The following is a 3,250-nucleotide window of genomic DNA, read 5'->3' as shown; positions in this document are numbered from 1 at the left end:
CGCCAGGCCGAGGCCCCAGCCGTCGGCCTGGCGCTGTTCCACCGCGACGGCGTCCGCTGGGTCGGCCACGACGGCACCGCCGACGGCACGTCGTGCCACCTGCGGATCAACCCCGCGGACGGCACCGCGGTGGCCCTGACCACCAACGGGAGCAGCGGCTTCGCGCTCTGGCGCGACCTGGTCCCCGAATTGGCCGACGCGGGCCTGCCGGTGGCCGATTACGACGGAATGAGCGGCCTGCACCGCCGCATCGCCCCGCCCCCGGACTGCACCGGGCGCTTCCGCAACGGGGACGTCGAATACGCGGTGCGCGCCGTGGACCGGGAGCGCCTGGCCCTCACGGTGGACGGCGAGCCGTTCGCGGACCTGTCGTTGTTCGACGGCCTGGTGTTCGCGATGCGTGATTCGGACACCGGCGACACCAACCAGACGGGGCGTTTCCTGCGGGACCCCGGCGACGGCGGGATCCGGTGGATCCAGATCGGCGGCCGACTCGCCCGCAGGCAGGTCGCACAAGTGATCTGAATTACACGTTTGAGTTTCGCGCAATTGGGTACCGCGCGCCCCTGAGTCAGAAAGGCACCTCTCGCGATGACGCACGCCCGCACTCTGCCGGAATTGATCGCCGCGCAGGCACTGCGCACTCCCGACGCACCCGCGGTCATATCCGCCGAGGAGGTCGTCGACTACCGGGAACTGGAGGAACGCGCGAACCGGCTCGCGCACCTGCTGGTCGACCGGGGCGCGCGGCGTGAGCGGATCGTCGCGGTGGCCATGCCGCGCTCGGTGGACAACGTGGTGGCACGGCTCGCGGTGCTGAAGACCGGTGCCGCGTACCTGCCGATCGACCCCGACTACCCGGCCGACCGGATCGCGTTCATGGTCTCCGACGCCGGGCCGCTGCTCGTGCTCGACGCCCTGCCGGACCTCGCCGGCCACCCGGCCACCGCGCCCGAGGTGGCTATCCGGCCGGAGGACCCGGCCTACGTGATCTACACGTCGGGCTCCACCGGCCGGCCGAAGGGCGTGGTCGTGCCGCACCGGGGCTTACCGGCGTTCTCGGCCGCCGAGGTCGACCACTTCGACGTGCGCCCCGGCGACCGGGTCCTCCAGTTCTCCTCCCCCAGCTTCGACGCCTCGGTGCTGGAGCTGTGCATGGCGCTGCCGGCCGGTGCGGCGCTGGTCGTGCCGCCGCCCGGACCGCTGCTGGGCGAGCAGCTCGCGCAGGTCGTGGACGAGTTCGGCGTCACGCACGCGCTGATCCCGCCGGTGGCGCTGGCCACCGTGCCCGACGTCGAGCTGCCCGCGTTCCGCACGCTGATCGTCGGCGGCGACGCCTGCCCGCCCGACCTGGTGGCGAAGTGGGCCCCCGGCCGGCGCATGATCAACGCCTACGGGCCGACCGAATCCACTGTGGTCACGTCGTGGAGCGAGCCGCTGGAACCCGGCGGCACGCCGCCCATCGGCCGCCCCATCCCCGGCACCGAGGTCCGGGTGCTGGACGACGAGCTGCGCCCCGCCGTCGTGGGCGAGCTGTACGTGACGGGCGTCGGCCTGGCCCGCGGCTACCTGGGCAGACCCGGCCTGACCGCGCAGCGCTTCCTGGCCGACCCGTTCGGCTCGCCCGGCGCCCGCATGTACCGCACCGGTGACGTGGTGCGCACCCGCGCGGACGGGCAGCTGGAGTTCGTCGGCCGCGCCGACCACCAGGTGAAGATCCGCGGCTTCCGGGTGGAGCCCGGCGAGATCGAGGCCCTGCTGCGCCGGCAGCCCGGCGTCGAGCACGCCGTGGTCGTCCCGCGCGGCGAACCGAAGCGGCTGGTGGCCTACGTGGTCGGCAGCACGGAAGGACTGCGCGAGCACCTGGCCGCGAAGCTGCCCGACTACCTGGTGCCGTCGGCGTTCGTGGCGCTGGACGCGTTCCCGTTGACGCCCAACGGGAAGCTGGACCGCGACGCGCTGCCCGAGCCGGTCGTCGGGCAGGCGCCGGAGGGTCACGTCGAGCCGCGCACCGCGGCCGAGCGCCGGGTCGCGGAGGTATGGTCGGACGTGCTGGGCGTGCCGGTGGTGGGCGCGCACGACGACTTCTTCGCGCTGGGCGGCGACTCGATCCTGGCCGTGCGGGCGCTGTCGCGCCTGGGCGGGCTGCCGGTGCGGGCGATGTTCGACCACCGCACGGTCGCCGGGCTGGCCGAGGCGCTGCTCGGGCAGGACGACAGCCGGTGGGACGGTGCGCCGATCCCGCGCGTGCCGCGGGTGAAGCCGCTGCCGCTGTCGTCGGCGCAGCGCCGGCTGTTCTCGCTGGACGGCACCGGCGAGCAGAACACCGCGGTCGGGGTCAGGCTGACCGGGCCGCTGGACGTGCCGCGGCTGGCCGAGGCGCTGGACGGGCTGGCCCGCCGGCACGACGCGCTGCGCACCCGGTTCGACGTGGTGGGCGACGAGCCGGTGCAGGTCGTGGAGCCGCACGGCACGATCCCGCTGCGCGTGCTGCCCGCCCCCGCGGACGCCGCCGACCTGTGCCTCGACGAGCCGTTCGACCTGCGGCACGGCCCGCTGACCCGCGCCGTGCTCAGCCCCCTCGACGGCCCGGACGAGCACCTGCTGGTCCTGGTGCAGCACCACATCGTCACCGACGGCTGGTCGGTGCAGGTGCTGCTGGAGGAGCTGGCCGAGCTGTACGCGGGTAGACAGCCGGCCGATCCATCCGTGCAGTACCCCGACTTCACCGTGTGGGACCGGGCCCGCCCCGCGGGCGACCCGGCGTACTGGCGCGACCGGCTGGCCGGCGTCGAGACGCTGGACCTGCCCACCGACCGGCCGCGGCCGCCGCTGCGCACCACGTCCGGCGCGGTGCTGCGTCGCCCGCTGCCCGCCGACCTGGTCCGCAGGCTCGCGAGCGTCGGCCGCGCGCACGACGCCACGCTGTTCATGACGCTCACCGCCGCCGTGCAGGTGCTGCTGTCCGCTCGCAGCCGGCAGCGGGACGTCGCCGTCGGCACGGTCAGCTCCGGCCGCGACCGCGCCGACCTGGAGCGGGCGGTCGGGTTCTTCGTCCGCACGCTGGTGCTGCGGTCCTGGGTCGACCCGGACCTGCCGTTCACCGGCTTCCTTGACCAGGTGCGGGACACGGCGCTGGAGGCGTTCGCGCACGACGACGTGCCGTTCGACCGGGTGGTGGAGGAGGTGCGCCCCGACCCCGACCCCAGCCGCTCGCCGCTGGTGCAGACCGTCGTGGCGCTGCACCAGC

The 3,250-nt window shown here is 74.5% G+C and carries 1 protein-coding gene and 1 pseudogene; both read left to right on the top strand.

What is annotated here, in order from left to right; all coding sequences use genetic code 11:
- A pseudogene (locus tag AB0G02_RS32625) lies at nt 1-525 on the top strand (hypothetical protein); the annotation flags it as partial.
- 93 nt (nt 526-618) lie between these two features.
- Nucleotides 619-3,250: amino acid adenylation domain-containing protein (locus AB0G02_RS32620; protein WP_360801904.1), on the top strand; the 2,632-nt coding region annotated here is incomplete at its 3' end.

It is taken from the genome of Actinosynnema sp. NPDC023658 (assembly GCF_040639995.1).
GTDB lineage: Bacteria > Actinomycetota > Actinomycetes > Mycobacteriales > Pseudonocardiaceae > Actinosynnema.
This window is presented reverse-complemented; position numbering and strand designations above follow the sequence as displayed.